This is a genomic window from Wenzhouxiangella indolica, from assembly GCF_042310355.1.
Classification (GTDB): domain Bacteria; phylum Pseudomonadota; class Gammaproteobacteria; order Xanthomonadales; family Wenzhouxiangellaceae; genus Wenzhouxiangella.
Window position 1 is genome coordinate 207,010 of record NZ_JBHJMR010000002.1, and the last position, 14,390, is coordinate 221,399.

At 63.6% G+C, this 14,390-nt stretch carries 13 protein-coding genes; 10 read left to right on the top strand and 3 right to left on the bottom strand.

Features of this window, described 5'->3' with window-relative positions:
• Positions 1-52: 52 nt before the first annotated feature.
• The 3 genes from ACDC67_RS04045 to ACDC67_RS04055 all read left to right on the top strand — a co-directional run bounded on the left by ACDC67_RS04045 (position 53) and on the right by ACDC67_RS04055 (position 7,578).
• Positions 53-6,943 (top strand): DUF7507 domain-containing protein, encoded by a 6,891-nt coding sequence (locus ACDC67_RS04045; RefSeq protein WP_376690830.1) that lies wholly within the window; start codon positions 53-55, stop codon positions 6,941-6,943.
• A gap of 71 nt (positions 6,944-7,014) precedes the next feature.
• Positions 7,015-7,179, top strand: a complete 165-nt coding sequence (locus ACDC67_RS04050) for a carboxymuconolactone decarboxylase family protein (protein WP_376691175.1) — start codon at positions 7,015-7,017, stop codon at positions 7,177-7,179.
• 3 nt (positions 7,180-7,182) lie between these two features.
• Positions 7,183-7,578 (top strand): acyl-CoA thioesterase, encoded by a 396-nt coding sequence (locus ACDC67_RS04055; protein WP_376690832.1) that lies wholly within the window; start codon positions 7,183-7,185, stop codon positions 7,576-7,578.
• A gap of 15 nt (positions 7,579-7,593) precedes the next feature.
• Here ACDC67_RS04055 and ACDC67_RS04060 read toward each other — a convergent pair whose 3' ends face one another.
• Entirely contained in the window at positions 7,594-8,697 is a 1,104-nt protein-coding gene (locus tag ACDC67_RS04060) for a RuBisCO large subunit C-terminal-like domain-containing protein (protein WP_376690834.1), read from the bottom strand.
• A 41-nt stretch (positions 8,698-8,738) separates the two neighbouring features.
• Here ACDC67_RS04060 and ACDC67_RS04065 point away from each other — a divergent pair, with 41 nt between their 5' ends.
• The 7 genes from ACDC67_RS04065 to ACDC67_RS04095 all read left to right on the top strand — a co-directional run bounded on the left by ACDC67_RS04065 (position 8,739) and on the right by ACDC67_RS04095 (position 12,795).
• Complete coding sequence (locus ACDC67_RS04065; RefSeq protein WP_376690836.1) at positions 8,739-9,749, top strand: tryptophan--tRNA ligase; 1,011 nt, start codon at positions 8,739-8,741, stop codon at positions 9,747-9,749.
• Entirely contained in the window at positions 9,746-10,435 is a 690-nt protein-coding gene (locus tag ACDC67_RS04070; protein WP_376690837.1) for a fumarylacetoacetate hydrolase family protein, read from the top strand. Before ACDC67_RS04065 ends, ACDC67_RS04070 begins: the two co-directional genes overlap by 4 nt.
• A 6-nt stretch (positions 10,436-10,441) precedes the next feature.
• Positions 10,442-10,843 (top strand): fluoride efflux transporter FluC, encoded by a 402-nt coding sequence (locus tag ACDC67_RS04075; RefSeq protein WP_376690839.1) that lies wholly within the window; start codon positions 10,442-10,444, stop codon positions 10,841-10,843.
• Positions 10,840-11,262 carry a FluC/FEX family fluoride channel gene (locus ACDC67_RS04080; RefSeq protein WP_376690841.1) on the top strand — a complete coding sequence of 141 codons (423 nt, stop codon included), beginning with the start codon at positions 10,840-10,842 and terminating at the stop codon, positions 11,260-11,262. Before ACDC67_RS04075 ends, ACDC67_RS04080 begins: the two co-directional genes overlap by 4 nt.
• A gap of 12 nt (positions 11,263-11,274) precedes the next feature.
• On the top strand, positions 11,275-11,556 hold the full coding sequence (locus tag ACDC67_RS04085; protein ID WP_376690842.1) for a hypothetical protein: 282 nt from the start codon (positions 11,275-11,277) through the stop codon (positions 11,554-11,556).
• A gap of 73 nt (positions 11,557-11,629) precedes the next feature.
• Positions 11,630-12,208: a hypothetical protein gene (locus tag ACDC67_RS04090; RefSeq protein WP_376690844.1), complete on the top strand. Its 579-nt coding sequence runs from the start codon at positions 11,630-11,632 to the stop codon at positions 12,206-12,208.
• Positions 12,205-12,795 (top strand): hypothetical protein, encoded by a 591-nt coding sequence (locus tag ACDC67_RS04095; RefSeq protein WP_376690845.1) that lies wholly within the window; start codon positions 12,205-12,207, stop codon positions 12,793-12,795. Before ACDC67_RS04090 ends, ACDC67_RS04095 begins: the two co-directional genes overlap by 4 nt.
• Before the next feature lie 84 nt (positions 12,796-12,879).
• On the opposite strand, the gene rimK is transcribed toward ACDC67_RS04095, so the two are convergent.
• Together rimK and ACDC67_RS04105 are read right to left on the bottom strand one after the other, a co-directional pair.
• Positions 12,880-13,785: a 30S ribosomal protein S6--L-glutamate ligase gene (rimK, locus tag ACDC67_RS04100; RefSeq protein WP_376690847.1), complete on the bottom strand. Its 906-nt coding sequence runs from the start codon at positions 13,783-13,785 to the stop codon at positions 12,880-12,882.
• Positions 13,786-13,818: 33 nt separating this feature from the next.
• Positions 13,819-14,244 carry an ATP-dependent zinc protease family protein gene (locus ACDC67_RS04105; RefSeq protein ID WP_376690848.1) on the bottom strand — a complete coding sequence of 142 codons (426 nt, stop codon included), beginning with the start codon at positions 14,242-14,244 and terminating at the stop codon, positions 13,819-13,821.
• Positions 14,245-14,390 lie beyond the last annotated feature (146 nt).

Here is a 14,390-nt window from a genome sequence, read left to right on the forward strand (position 1 = left end):
GGCAGTGCCACCGCTGTCAATCAAAAAGGGGATATCAGTGCGAAATTCTGTCTTGCTCGCAGCGATCAGGCTGCTGGCGATGTCGGTGGGCATGCTGTCATCGAGCATCGTCCTGGCCGGGCTCACAGTCGAGCCCATAACCTGGGATGTGGTGGGGCTCGATCACAACCGGCCGCTGACCAGCGGCCCGGAACTCTTTCCCGTGGGCGCACGCGTCTGTTCGGATGTGGCGATTTCCAATGCCGAAGTGGAGCTGATCTGGGAAGAGCCCAATGCCTATGTGGATACTCGTCCCGGATCCCTCGCGGTTCTGCAGACGGGCCCGCTGGCGGTGGACGAGTGTTTCGATGCCTATTTCGAGATCCAGCTGATCCGAGACGCGGCGGCTTTCGGAGAGAGCCGTCGATACCGGATCGAGGCCACGGATGACGACACGGGCCTGGTCTATTCGAGCCCGACGCCACGTGCCATCCTTATCGAGCAGCTGGTCTCGCAGAATCGCAACACCACGACGCTCATCCGCTGGGGGCAGCAGGAAGATGAATCCGACTGGCAGACACTGGGAGCCGGCGGGGGGCTGAACTTTGCGATTGGTGAGACCTACTTCATCGAGCTGACGACGGAAACGGCAACTGCCTACGAACAGCTCGAGTCGTTCCTGACGCTTTCGAACACGATTTTCCAGGTCAAGTCGGTTGAGACGACCTATGGTGTCAAGACCGCGCCCGATTCGCGCGTGCCGGTCCCGAATCCGCGCCTTTATGCGGACGGTTGCCTGTGGGAGCCGGATGTTGATAGCCCCAACTACAACTCTTGCCTGGCCGACGGCAAGGCCGGTGGTACCGTCGTTACGCGCTACGAAATCGACATCATCAGCGGTGGCGGTTCATCGGTTGGTCTGCTGGCCTTGATCTACGACCGCTCGGGCAGCAGCTTTCACTACAACACCGATTTCTCGCAGTCGCCCGGCGATCTCGTCGTTCTGGATCCGACCGATGCGGATTTCTCGAAACGTTTCATTCCCGACACGATCGGCGCAGACGGTGTCTCGACCCTGCGCTTGACTATCACCAACCCCAATCCACTGGCCGTTTCGGGATACGAGTTCACGGACAGTCTGCCCGGCAACATGGTCGTGGCCTCACCGGCCAATCTGACCAACGGATGCGGCGGCACGGCGACCGCGGCGGCCGGTTCTGGCACTGTCGAGCTGAGCGGCGGCACGCTCGCCGCCAACGCCAGTTGCTCGATACTGGTCGATGTCACCGTGCCTTTTGTTGCGGGCGCGACTTACCCGGTCGTATTGAGCAACTCGGTCGACCTGTTCATTGGCGGTTCCGGCGACCCTTCTGCCACGGCTGATGCTGACCTGACGGTGACCGAAGAACCGCCTCCGCCGCTGGAGTGCCAGACCCTTGTCGCAGGATCCGCGGTGGCCGGCTGGACTTCGTTCGACAACGCGGCGACACCGATTCCGACATTCGAGGTCGTGCCGGGCATTGCGTCTGCCTCCGGTGGTGGCGGCCTGGCTTTTGCGCTCGACAATACTTCCGTGGAATGGCAAGGATCTGTTACCCAGACGGGTCGCGACCTGACCGCGGCGCGAGCCGCCGATGCCTATTACGAGTTTGTGGTCGACACAACGGGCCTGGTTTCGATGGACTTCAGCCTGGAAGCCTTTCGGCGAAACGGCAATGCTCCCGAGTCCATCACGCTTGATTACGGCCCCGTCGGCAGCCTGGCCGAATCGATTACGTTCTCACCGGTACCGACCCAGAACAGTCGCCCGGGCGTGCCGAACTTCATCGCGACCGGTCTGGCCAACCTCAATGCTTCCGGCGACACCGTTTTTCGGGTCTATGCGTATGGCGCAAGCAACAGCAATCAGCCGATCAGCCTGCTCGATGTCAGCATCGACGGCGAAGGGGATATCTGTGGCCCGGCCGATCCCGGGACCGAGCCCGATCCCCCCGAACTGAGCAAGGCGTTCTCCGCCAATCCCGTGCGGGCCGGGGAGTCGGTCACATTGAGTTTTACAGTGAGCAATCCGAACGCCGCCGACGCGCTTTCCGGCGTGACCTTCCGTGACGAATTACCCGCCGGCATGACTGCGACGGGCGGTTTCGTCAACGGATGCGGGGGCAGTTGGGGTAACGAATCCGGAGATCCCGGGATTCTGCTACTCGAAAACGTCGACCTGGCGGCCGGCGCAAGCTGTGTCGTTTCGGTCGACGTGTCCTCGACCCAGACGGGTACGAGCACGAACGTCAGCGACCCCGTCGACGCCGTCGAGACATTTCCTGGCAACAGCGCCTTGGCCGAACTCGAAGTGCTTCCGCCGCCCCAGGCGCCGTCGCTGGCCAAGACTTTCGATGGCAATCCGCTGCTCGATCCTGCCGGCTTCTCCACGCTGACGTTCTCGATTACGAACAATGATCCGGCGCTCGACATTGCCAGCGTGGCGTTCACCGACCCGCTGCCTGTGGGTATGGAGCCCGCCGACAGTCCCCTGGTCTTCACTGACAACGGCCAGTGCGGGGCGTCGCCCACGCTTACCTATGATTCGGGGGCAAACACACTGTCGTTCAGCAACGGCGAGATTCTCGCCGGGCAGGTCTGCGAGATCTCGATCGACATCGTTACACCCGGTCTGGTGGCGGGTGATCTGCCCGCCATCTTCGACAATCAGACCTCAACCGTCAGCCATGTATTCGAAGGCGTCCTTTACGAAGGCAATGACGCTGAAGCGACGCTGCTGGTCGATGAACCGATTCCCGACGTTGCGATGCGCAAGGAAGTTGGATTCGGCTCCACTGTCGACGGTGCCTGGTCCGATTACCTGGCGGTCGAGGTGGGCGACAGCGTCTACTACAAGCTGACTGTTGAAAACATCGGCGAAACCGAGCTGACTGGTCTGAGTGTCAGTGATCCGAATGTCGACACGACCGCCTGCACCTGGACCGATCCCCTGCCGACGGCCGAGTTCGCGGACCCCGAGGCTCACATCGACGTCTGCATTATCGGTCCGGTAAGCATCAGCAGCAGCGGCGTATTTCCCAATACTGCGACGGCCGACGCCAACGGCAACGGTACGGCCGTTAGTGATGTCGACGATGCGATGGTTGCCACCGCGGCCATGAGTTTCGACAAGCAGGCCGATCGCAGCGTGTTTGACGCTGCCGGAGAGGTCATCAGCTACAGTTTTGTGGTCACGAATACCGGTAGCGCCGTTCTCTCCGGACCGGTGGCGATCAACGATCCGCTCATTACCGACGCGCTTTGCCCCGACCTCAACACAGTGGGCAACAACAACAATTTCTTCGATCCCGGTGAAACGCTGAACTGCAGCGGCACCTATACGACGAGTCCGACCGACGTCAACAACGGGCAGGTGGTGAATACCGCCTTCGCCAGCACCCCCGAGATCGACTCGCCCGATGATAGTGCTACCGTTGAGTTGGCAGCTCCGGCACTGGTCGTTGCCAAGACACTCGACAGCGCCGCTACCCCGATCGAGGAGGGCAGCGTGCTGACCTACTCGGTGACGGCCACCAACACCGGCAACATCACGCTCAACAACGTGGTCGTCTCCGACCCGCTGCTGGACACGAGTCCTGCGACCTGCGCCACGGTTGCGCCAGGTGCAGACTGCGTGCTCACCGGCACCTACACGGTCACCCAGTCCGATGTCGATGCCGGCCAGGTAACCAACACCGGCACCGGCGACAGCGACGAGACGCCGCCCGGTGACGACATGGTGGTCACGCCCATCGACCAGAACCCCGGTATCGGTCTGTCCAAGGTCATCGACTCCGGTGACCCGTACTCGGCGGACGGCGACACGATCACCTACACGATTACAGCCACCAACAACGGCAACGTCACGCTGAGTTCAGTTTCGATCAGCGATCCGGATGCCGTCATCGGAACGTGCACGCCAGCTCAGCCGACTAGCTTGGCACCGGGAGAGACACTGGCGTGCGCCGCGACTTACTCGGTCACGCAGGCCGATGTGGACAACGGCAGCTTTACCAACACCGCGACGGTCGAAGGAAGTGATCCCGACAGCAACCCGGTCAGCGCTAGCGACCAGGCGACAGCCAGTGCCGCCGATGCGCCGGCACTGAGCGTGGTCAAGATGCTGACAGGCAACGCCGATGAAGACGGCAGCGGCAGTGTGACGATCGGCGATACGCTGAGCTACACGGTGACAGCCACTAACGATGGCAACATCACGCTCACCAACGTGGTGGTGTCGGATCCGATGCTGTCGCCGGACCAGGAGACCTGCGTCACGCTGGCACCAGGCGCCGACTGCGTGCTGTCGGGCACCTACACGGTGACCCAGTCCGATGTCGATGCTGGCCAGGTAACCAATACTGGTGCTGGCGACAGCGACGAGACGCCACCGGAGGACGACACGGTGGTGACGCCGGTTGATCAGACTCCCGGGCTCGATCTGCTCAAGGAAGCCTTGCTTGACGATATCGACGGTAACGGCTTTGCTGACGTCGGTGAAGTCATCGATTACACATTGACGGCCACCAACACCGGCAATGTGACCCTGACGGACGTGGTGGTCATCGACGACCTGCTTGATGCCACCCCGGCCGGGTTGGACTGTTTGCCCGCGCAGCCGGCAACGCTGCTTCCCGGCGAAGAGCTGGTGTGCACCGGCAGCTACGAGGTCACGCAGGCCGATGTGGACGCCGGCGACGACATCGTCAACGAAGCGGCGAGCAGCGCCCCGGATCCGACGGACCCGAACGCACCCGACCTGGTCGCGGAAGATACGACGACGACACCGATCGATCCGGCCGATGCCTTGATCGACCTGGTCAAGACCATCAGCGGCGGCGATCCTTACGCCTCGGTGGGCGACACCATCAGCTACGAGCTGACGGCGACCAACAACGGCAACGTCACCCTCACTGCCGTCTCGATCAGCGATCCCGATGCCACGATTGACAGCTGCACGCCAGCCCAACCGACGAGTCTGGCCCCGGGAGAGACGCTGGTGTGTGCCGCGACTTATGCGGTGGACCAGAACGACATCGACGCCGGCAGTTTCACCAACACCGCAACGGTCGACGCGACTGACCCGGACAGCAACGCGGTTAGTGCCAGCGACTCGGCCACGGCTAATGCCTCGGGCACACCGGCGCTGAGCGTCGTCAAGACCCTCGACAACGCGCCGACCCCGATCGAGGAGGGCAGTGTGCTGACTTACTCGGTCACGGCAACCAATACCGGCAACATCACGCTCAACAACGTGGTGGTGTCGGATCCGATGCTCTCACCGGACCAGGAGACCTGCGTCACGCTGGCACCAGGTGCCGACTGCGTTCTGTCGGGCACCTATACGGTGACCCAGTCCGATGTCGATGCCGGCCAAGTGACCAATACCGGCACGGGCGACAGCGACGAAACGCCACCCGGTGACGACACGGTGGTCACTCCGATCGACCAGAACCCCGGTATCGGTTTGTCCAAGGTGATCGACTCCGGTGACCCGTACTCGGCGGACGGCGACACGATCACCTACACGATCACGGCCACCAACAGCGGTAACGTTACGCTGACTGCCGTCTCGATCAGCGACCCCGATGCCACGATTGGCAGCTGCACGCCGGCCCAGCCGACCAGCCTGGCACCGGGCGCGACGCTGTCGTGTGCCGCGACTTACTCGGTCACGCAGGCCGATGTGGACAACGGCAGCTTTACCAACACCGCGACGGTCGAAGGAAGTGATCCCGACAGCAACCCGGTCAGCGCTAGCGACCAGGCGACAGCCAGTGCCGCCGATGCGCCGGCACTGAGCGTCGTCAAGACGCTGACAAGCAACGCCGATGAAGACGGCAGCGGAAGTGTGACGATCGGCGATACGCTGAGCTACACGGTGACAGCCACCAACGATGGCAACGTCACGCTCAACAACGTGTTGGTGTCGGATCCGATGCTCTCACCGGACCAGGAAACCTGCGCCACGCTGGCGCCAGGCGCCGACTGCGTGCTGTCGGGCACCTACACGGTGACCCAGGGCGACATGGATGCCGGTCAGATCGAGAATACCGGCACCGGCGACAGCGATGAAACACCGCCAGAGGACGACACGGTGGTTACGCAGGTTGATCAGAACCCCGGCATCGATCTGGTCAAGGCCATCACCGGCGGCGATCCGTACGATTCGGTGGGTGACACGATCAGCTACGAGCTGACGGCGACCAACACCGGCAACGTCACACTGACTGCTGTCTCGATCAGTGATCCGGATGCGGTCATCGGAACGTGCACGCCGGCGCAGCCGACGAATTTGGCCCCGGGAGAGACACTGGTGTGTGCAGCGACGTACTCGGTTACGCAAGCCGCTGTTGACAACGGCAGCTTTACCAATACGGCGACAGTTGAAGGAAGCGATTCCAACAGCAACCCGGTGAGCGCTACCGATTCGGCAACGGCCAATGGCTCAGGCACGCCAGGACTGAGTGTAGTCAAGACCCTCGACAACGCGCCGACCCCGATCGAGGAGGGCAGCGTGCTGACCTACTCGGTCACGGCAACCAATACCGGCAACGTCACGCTCAACAACGTGGTCGTTACCGACCCGCTGCTGGATACCAGTCCGGCCACCTGTGCCACGGTGGTGCCGGGCGATGACTGCGTACTGACGGGAACCTACACGGTGACCCAGTCCGACGTCGATGGGGGCCAGGTATCCAACACCGGCACCGGCGACAGCGACGAGACGCCCCCGGAGGACGATACGGTGGTCACCCCCATTGATTCCAGCTGCACTTTTGGCCCCGGCTGCGGACAGATTCATCCGGTTCCCGGTCTCGGTATTCCGGGTCGGGCTCTGCTGATCGTGCTTTCTCTCTTGTTGGCAGCGGGGGTTCTGATTCGTCGCAGAGCGGCGCCAGTTAACCCGCAACCGTATAGGTGACGATTGGCGACAAGTTCCCCTGCAACTGGCAGCCCGGCGAGGATGCTCTGAAGGCGGCTTGATTCAAGGCCCTGCGCATGGACGTGATCGGCCGCCCGGGCATCGACAAGGCGGATTTCAAGTTGATGTCGCTGGCCGTCTCCGCCGTCAACGGCTGCGGCTTGTGCATCGACAGCCACGAAAAGGTGCTCAAGCAGGCCGGCGGGGCTCTTTTTCTGGCGGGCGGTTATACTTAACGCATGGACGCATATCCCGAACGCAGCGAGCGGTCTCGCACACGCATTACCAAGCTGGTCTTCCCCCAGGACACCAACCCCATCGGCACGCTCTACGGGGGCACGGCGCTGAAGTGGATGGACGAGGTGGCCTTCCTGACCGCGACGCGATTCGCACGCTGCCAGGTCGTCACCGTCTCGATGGACCGCGTCGACTTCAAGGTGCCGATTCCGCAAGGCGCCATCGTGGAACTCATCGGTGAGGTGACCCGGGTCGGCAGCACTTCCATGACCGTTCGTGTCCAGATCATGCTCGAGAGTTCGCGCAGCGGGGATCAGGATCTGGCCATCGAGGGCCACCTGGCGATGGTGGCGGTCGACGATGACATGGCCCCGATTCCGGCCGTCCGCGAAGAATAGGCTGCGCCTTCTGGATCAGCCAAGGCTGTCGATCGCGTGGCGCGTCGCCGCCTCCAGCGATTCGCCTTGCCTGAGCAAGTCGCCGCCGACCAGAACGGCATAGTCCGGCCCGAGCTTCTGGCCGGCCTGGGCGACCTGGTCAATACGCTTGCCGCCGCCGATACAGGGCAGGGTGGTTTTCATGTTTCCCAGCGGCGCAGTGAGGGCGCGGCAGGTTGCGGCTTCGTCGTCGTGGCTGGCGCTGATTCGCCCGCCACTACCGGGGAAGATGCTGATGTCGGCGCCGGCCACGCGCGTCATCGTACCGAGCAGGACATCGGTTTCGACGCCGCGATCCTCGGGTTCGGTCAAGCTACCGGCCAGGGCCGGGTGGGCCAGCCACATCAGGTCGAAATCTCTGGCTGCGGTAGCCGCTGTTTCCAGGCCCATCACCCAGGGGCAGAGGACGACGCCGTGCAGGCCGGCTTCGGCGACGGCTTCCAGTTGTCGCTTCAAGTGGTCACCGCTACCGGCTGCATGGGGCAGGTAGAGACAGCGACGGCCGGTAATTTCTGAAGCTTTTTCAATTGATTGCGCGCACTTTCGAATTCTTTTTGTGAAGCTAGATATTTCTGTCTCGACCAGGTTCTGGTCGTCCTTCACCAGGTCGCCACCGCCGCGAGCGAATCGCAGCGCCAGATCGGCGAGATGCTCCGGGCTGCTGCCGCGCGGCTTGAGCACGGTCATCAGCATGGCCCGCTCGTGCACCCCGGTGATTCGGCGAATTCGCTCGATGCCGCCCAGCGGCCCAGGCAGTTCGGCGAGCAGCGATTCGGGCAGCCGGACAGCCGTCAGGCGAATGCGCGGATAAAAGGATATGTTGCCGTAGAGCAGGTGCAGCAGCTGCCCGATCTGCCGGCTGGCCAGCGCTTCGGGATAGCCGATGTTCAGGGCCCAGCGCTCTTCATCGAGTTGTTCGACGCCGAGCACGCGCCCGAGCAGGCGCTCACGGATCTCAGTGGGAATCAGCTCCGGCACGATCTCGAGGCTCTGCTCGCGGGCGATGTTCTCCGCCAGCGTTTCCGCATCGCGGTCAGGGCTTGTGGCGACGTAGGTGGCTTCGATCAGGTTTGGGGTCATGGCTTACAATAACGCGTTTCCAACACGCCAGACACAGGATCATGACCGCCAATAAGCGAGTCCTCACCGGCATTACCACCACCGGAACACCGCACCTGGGCAACTACGTCGGTGCGATCAAGCCGGCGATCGCCGCCAGCCGGAATCCGGAGACGGATTCTTTCTACTTTCTGGCCGACTACCACGCGCTGGTCAAGTGCGAAGATCCGGCCCGGGTGCAGCAGTCCACGCTGGAGATCGCGGCGACCTGGCTGGCGCTGGGCCTGGATACCTCGCGCTCGGTTTTCTACCGCCAGTCCGACATCACCGAGATTCCGGAGCTGACCTGGCTGCTGACCTGCGTGACGGCCAAGGGCCTGATGAACCGGGCGCATGCCTACAAGGCGGCCGTCGACGACAACGTCGAGGGCGGAGAGGATCCGGACTGGGGTATCACGATGGGACTTTTTTCGTATCCCGTCCTCATGGCCGCCGATATCCTGATGTTCAACGCCCACCGCGTGCCGGTCGGGCGCGATCAGGTTCAGCATCTCGAGATGGCCCGGGACATCGCCGGGCGCTTCAATCACCGCTATGGCGAGCATTTCACGCTGCCCGAGGCAGTAGTCGACGAGCATGTCGCTACGCTGCCGGGCACCGACGGGCGCAAGATGTCGAAGAGCTACGACAACACCATCCCGCTCTGGCTGCCCGAGAAGAAGTTGCGCAAGGCGATCATGAAAATCAAGACCAACTCGCAGGAACCCGGCGAACCCAAGGATCCCGACACGGCGTCCGTCTACTCGGTCTACGCCGCCTTCGCCAGCGAACGCCAGCGCGCCGAGATGCGGCAGGCCTTTGTCGACGGCATCGCCTGGGGCGAGGTCAAGCAGCAGCTGTTCGAGCTGATCAACGCCGAGCTCGAAGGCCCCCGCGAGCGCTACGAGGCGCTGATCGGCAATCCGCACAAGGTCGAGAAGGAACTCGAGCGCGGCGCCGAGCGCGCGCGCGAACTCAGCCGGCCGTTGATCGAGCGCCTGCGCGACGCCGTGGGCATCCGGTCGCTGGCATGAGCGCGAAGGCGGCGGTGACATGGTCGGCTCCGGCGCTGCCGGTCAGCGACGGGCGGGTGTTCCCGGCCCGCCACGCCTGGTGCGTGGGTCGAAACTACGCCGAGCACACCCGCGAGATGGGCGTCGATCCCGAGCGTTCGGAGCCGGTGTTCTTTTCCAAGCCGGCGCGGGCGCTGGTACATGCCGATCAAGTGGTCTATCCGCCCGATACGGCCGAACTGCACCACGAAGTGGAACTGGTCGTCTTCATGGCCGACGGGGGGCGCAATCTTTCGCCCGAACAGGCCGAATCCGCCGTTTTCGGCTACGCCGCGGGCGTGGACCTGACGCGTCGCGATGTCCAGGCGCGTGCCAAGCAGGCCGGTCAGCCGTGGGAGATGAGCAAGGGCTTCGATGAGTCCGGGCCGGTCGGCCTGATCGTGCCCAAAAGCGATTGGCGCCCTGATTCCCACACGGCCATCGCCCTGTGGGTGGACGGGGAGCGCCGCCAGTCGGCCGAGCTCGGTCAGATGCTCTGGAACGTGCCGGAATTGATCGCGCGGCTCTCTCGCACGGTCACGATCGCGCCCGGCGACGTGGTCTTCACCGGTACGCCGGCCGGGGTTGGCGCGCTCGAGACCGGCCAGCGCGTCCGCGCGCATGTCGAAGGCCTGCCGGAACTCGAGTTCAGGCTCGTCTCGGCCTGAAGCCTGGTGACGGGCGACCTGCCTTCGATGTTCGCGACCGGTTTGGTTGCTCTCGGCAGCGCCGCAGGCACTTTGGCGAGGTTCGCGCTGGGGCAATGGGTTCTGGGCCGGGATTTTCGCTACCCCCTGTCGGCCACCCTTGCGGTCAACCTCAGCGGCTGCGCGCTGGCCGGCCTGTTCGCCGGAAGCGCCTGGCAGTCGAACGCTGACCTGGTGGCTTTTCTGGCCACCGGTTTCCTCGGCAGCTATACGACCGTGTCGTCCTTCTCCCTCGAAACCGTCATCTTGTGGCAGTCGGGCCACCGGGGCAGGGCGGCGGCCTATGTGCTGGCCTCGGTTCTGGGCGGCCTGGTGCTGGCCATGGCTTGCTGGGGCCTGGCTTCGCAGTCGGCAGGTGGCCGGGCATGAGGTCGAGCGTTGGGATGGGCGTGTACCTGGCGGTGGCTCTAGGCGGCCTGGCCGGCGGCCTGCTTCGGATGCTTGTCCTGGTCGTCTGGCCTGCCGCGCCCGGTCAACTGCCCCTGGGCTTGCTGATGGTCAACGCTGGGGGCGCGGGCCTGATCGGTGTGGTCCTGGCCTTCAGTGAATCCGGTGGTCGCCACCGGCTCCCCCCGGCGCTTTCCCTTGGTCTGATGGCCGGCTTCTGCGGTGCCCTCACCACTTTTTCGACCTTTGCGCTGGAAACCCTCGCACTGGCCGAGCATCCTGCGCGTGCGGCCGGGCATGTGGTCGTCTCGCTCGTCTTGTGGCTGGCCGCGGCGGCTGCGGGGCTGCTTGTCGGACGACGCCTGAATGCGCCTGGGACGAACCCGCATAAAGACCACTAACCGGAGAACCCAATGTTGATCGACGCCCTGATCCTGCTGCCCGTTACCGTGTTCCTGCTGTGGCTGTACGCCTATTCGGGGCCGCGGGGACTGACCGGGAAAGACTGGCTGGCCGACCGGCTGCCGGCCATCCTCGCGCTGGTGGTGGCCGCGGCGGTTCTGATCGGGCTGCACCTGACCCTGCAGTTCGAGGACCTCAATCGCAATATCATCGCCGTGGTCAGCGCCTACCTGGTGTTTCTGGCGGGTCTGGGCGTTGCCTGGCTGCTGCGCTGGCGGCGCTCGCGCCGTTGATATACTCACTTCAGTTGACGAAGGTCCTGGTGGCTTCGAATGATCGCCACAACGGCAGCCGGAGAATAACGACATGATGCCCGACGGTTCGTACTCGATAGACACCCTGCTGAAATTCCTCAAGCACGCGGGGATGGAAGGGATGATCAATCCGGCGGTCGCGCGGGCGAGGAGAAAAGCAGTCGAGCAGCTCGAGGCCGAATTGACCGACGCCGAGCGCGCGGACGTACGCAAGCTCGATGTCGACGAACTGGCCTCGCGCTTCCATAAGCTCGAAGGCTCGAGCATTCGCAGCGAGGCCCTGTCGCTGTACGCCGAACGGGTACGCATGGCGCAGGCTGATTTCCTGTCATGGGCCGATAATCCGGCCGGCTTCGAGAGCGTCGGCGGCGAGCAGCGCCGGGCCGTTCCGCGGGGGTCGCTCACGCCCGAACGCGAAATGGGCGAGCGCATCACGCTGGAAGCAACCGAGAATCCATCCAATATCGTTCCGATCGCGCTGCGCGAAGACGAAACGGTGTACGTCGCCAACCTGCCGCTCGATCTGACACGCGAGGAGGCCGATCGCATCGCCCGGGTCGTGCGGGCTTTCGCCAGTGAAGATGACGAGACTCGATCGAAGCCGGATCGGGAGTCGGAGCCAGAGTCATGAGCCGCCTGTTCATCATCGTCCTGATGGTGATCTTTGCGCTCGCCGGGGGCGGGCTGTGGCTCTATTTTGTCTACGGCAGCGGCGGCGGCCTGTTTCGCGAGGAACTGTCCCCGGAACTGGTCGTATTCTGTATCGAGGCCTTCTTCCTGGTCGGCCTGCTCGGCCTGATTCAGCGCTATCTGGAGCACCAGCGGCGCCAGCAGATGTGGTTGAGCCTGCGCGGATCGTTTCGCGACCTGTTGTCGCTGCTCGATATCGCCTTTTTGGAACCCAACGCCGAGCCGACTTCTTCGAAGGAGCTCGAGCGCGACCCGCAGGTGATCACGCGCATGATCGAAGAGCTCGAGCGCAAGCACCCCGACCTCGATAGCCTGGTGGCGCTCAAGCGCGAGGGCGAGGAGTCGCTGTCGATGACGCGCGACCTGGTCGCGGTGGCCGCCCAGCTGTCGGCCACGCACATGAACTGGTGGATCGCCATCGTCGACAGCATCCGGCGCCTGGCCGAAGCGCGAGACCGCAGGGCCATGGAGAAAGCCATCCACGAGATGCTGGTCAATATCCGGGAGTTCGATCGCCTGGCGTTCTGAGGGCGCCTGCCACGGCCGACGCGTAAATAAACGGGGCGACCCGCAGGCCGCCCCGTTACTTCTACCGTTTGTGGGCGGTCGAAATCAGCCCTTTCCGCGCGTCTGGGTCTTGTTCTTCTGCGCGTTCTTTTCCATGAAACCGATGATCAGGCCGGCGACGTCCTTGCCGGTTGCCGTTTCGATGCCCTCGAGGCCGGGCGAGGAATTTACTTCCATGACCAGCGGGCCGTGATTGGAGCGCAGCAGGTCCACGCCCGCGACGTTCAGGCCCATGATCTTGGCCGCGCGCACGGCCGTGGAGCGTTCTTCGGGCGTGATCTTGATCAGGCTGGCCGAGCCGCCGCGGTGGAGGTTGGAGCGGAATTCGCCGGGCTGGGCCTGACGCTTGATGGCCGCGACCACCTTGCCCCCGACGATGAAGCAGCGGATATCGGCGCCGCCGGCTTCCTTGATGTACTCCTGCACCATGATCGAGACGTTCAGGCCCATGAAGGCCTCGAGTACCGACTCGGCGGCCTTCTTGGTCTCGCACAGCACCACGCCGATGCCCTGGGTGCCTTCGAGCATCTTCACGACCAGGGGCGCGCCGCCAACCATCTGGATGAGGTCGTTGATGTCCTTGGTGGCGTAGGCGAATCCCGTCACCGGCAGGCCGATGCCCTTGCGAGAGAGAAGCTGCAGCGACCGCAGTTTGTCGCGCGAGCGCGTGACCGCCACCGATTCGTTGAGCGGGAAAGTACCCATCATCTCGAACTGTCGAAGGACCGCCGTGCCGTAGAAGGTCACCGACGCGCCGATTCTCGGGATGACGGCGTCGAAGGGCTCGATCGGGTCGCCGCGGAAGTGGATCGTCGGCCGGTGTGAGGCGATGTTCATGTAGCAGCGCAGCGTGTCGACGATTTGCACATCGTGCCCCCGCTCCTTGGCGGCCTCGACGAGGCGGCGGGTCGAGTAGATGCGGCGGCTTCGGGAAAGGATGGCGATGCGCATGAGCGGCGAACCCTTTAATTGAACGAGTGAAGCTTACAGGCGCGGCTTGCCCTGCAGAAACGTGCGTGCCGGGTAGACCAGCGCATGGTTCTCCATGGCGGTCCGCCCCAGCAACATACGATAGCGCATTTTCTCACGGTTGGTCAGGGTGATATCCACATCCCAGCTCGAATGCCCGATCACTACCGGGGTCCGGATGGTCAGGCGCTCTTCCAGCTCGCCGGAGGTGTTGCGCACCCGCCGGATCCGGCGCACCTGGGCTTCGCAACGCTGCCAACGGACGGCTTCGTGGCGGCCGATGGGCACATGGAAAATGGCCAGTGTGACGCCGTCGCGTTCGATCTGTTCGATATCGCTGGCGTGCATCGCGCAGGTTTTCGCGCCGGTATCGACCCGCGCGCGCAGCTGATTGATCCCCAGATCCGGCAGCGCTACCCATTCGCAGGCGCCGATGATCATGTTGGGGGGGGATATCCGCGACTTCATGAGTTTGGAGCCAGTAGTTGCGTCGTCAGCCTCACGCAGAGCCGCAGAGCCGCGAAGTTCGCAGAGATAAAATCAATAACAAAACTATTTTCTCTGCGCCCTCTGCGTCTCTGAGTCTC

What these genes read in the sequence shown, in the direction of transcription:
- ACDC67_RS04055 (WP_376690832.1), top strand. Translation starts at nt 7,183, where the DNA reads ATGGACGCATATCCCGAACGCAGCGAGCGGTCTCGCACACGCATTACC.
- ACDC67_RS04060 (WP_376690834.1), bottom strand. Translation starts at nt 8,697, where the DNA reads ATGACCCCAAACCTGATCGAAGCCACCTACGTCGCCACAAGCCCTGAC.
- ACDC67_RS04065 (WP_376690836.1), top strand. Translation starts at nt 8,739, where the DNA reads ATGACCGCCAATAAGCGAGTCCTCACCGGCATTACCACCACCGGAACA.
- ACDC67_RS04070 (WP_376690837.1), top strand. Translation starts at nt 9,746, where the DNA reads ATGAGCGCGAAGGCGGCGGTGACATGGTCGGCTCCGGCGCTGCCGGTC.
- ACDC67_RS04080 (WP_376690841.1), top strand. Translation starts at nt 10,840, where the DNA reads ATGAGGTCGAGCGTTGGGATGGGCGTGTACCTGGCGGTGGCTCTAGGC.
- ACDC67_RS04085 (WP_376690842.1), top strand. Translation starts at nt 11,275, where the DNA reads ATGTTGATCGACGCCCTGATCCTGCTGCCCGTTACCGTGTTCCTGCTG.
- ACDC67_RS04090 (WP_376690844.1), top strand. Translation starts at nt 11,630, where the DNA reads ATGATGCCCGACGGTTCGTACTCGATAGACACCCTGCTGAAATTCCTC.
- ACDC67_RS04095 (WP_376690845.1), top strand. Translation starts at nt 12,205, where the DNA reads ATGAGCCGCCTGTTCATCATCGTCCTGATGGTGATCTTTGCGCTCGCC.
- rimK (WP_376690847.1), bottom strand. Translation starts at nt 13,785, where the DNA reads ATGCGCATCGCCATCCTTTCCCGAAGCCGCCGCATCTACTCGACCCGC.
- ACDC67_RS04105 (WP_376690848.1), bottom strand. Translation starts at nt 14,244, where the DNA reads ATGATCATCGGCGCCTGCGAATGGGTAGCGCTGCCGGATCTGGGGATC.